The 298-nt window shown below is 61.4% G+C and carries 1 protein-coding gene; it reads left to right on the top strand.

What is annotated here, in order from left to right; all coding sequences use genetic code 11:
• The coding region (locus A3709_RS24315) for a hypothetical protein (protein WP_197484369.1) at positions 1 to 298 on the top strand (298 nt) is incomplete at both ends.

Below are 298 nucleotides of genomic sequence, written 5' to 3'. Positions count from 1 at the left end.
ACGGACTCGCGGGCGACGCCATAAACGGACTTGCCGGAGACGCCATAAACGGGCTCGCAGGCGATGCCATAAATGGACTAGCCGGAGACGCCATAAACGGGCTCGCAGGCGATGCCATAAATGGACTAGCCGGAGACGCCATAAACGGACTCGCGGGCGACGCCATGAACGGGCTCGCAGGCGATGCCATAAATGGACTAGCCGGAGACGCCATAAACGGACTCGCGGGCGACGCCATAAACGGACTTGCCGGAGACGCCATGAACGGGCTCGCGGGCGATGCCATAAATGGACTAGC

This window comes from Halioglobus sp. HI00S01, from assembly GCF_001635445.1.
Classification (GTDB): domain Bacteria; phylum Pseudomonadota; class Gammaproteobacteria; order Pseudomonadales; family Halieaceae; genus Halioglobus; species Halioglobus japonicus.
This window is presented reverse-complemented; position numbering and strand designations above follow the sequence as displayed.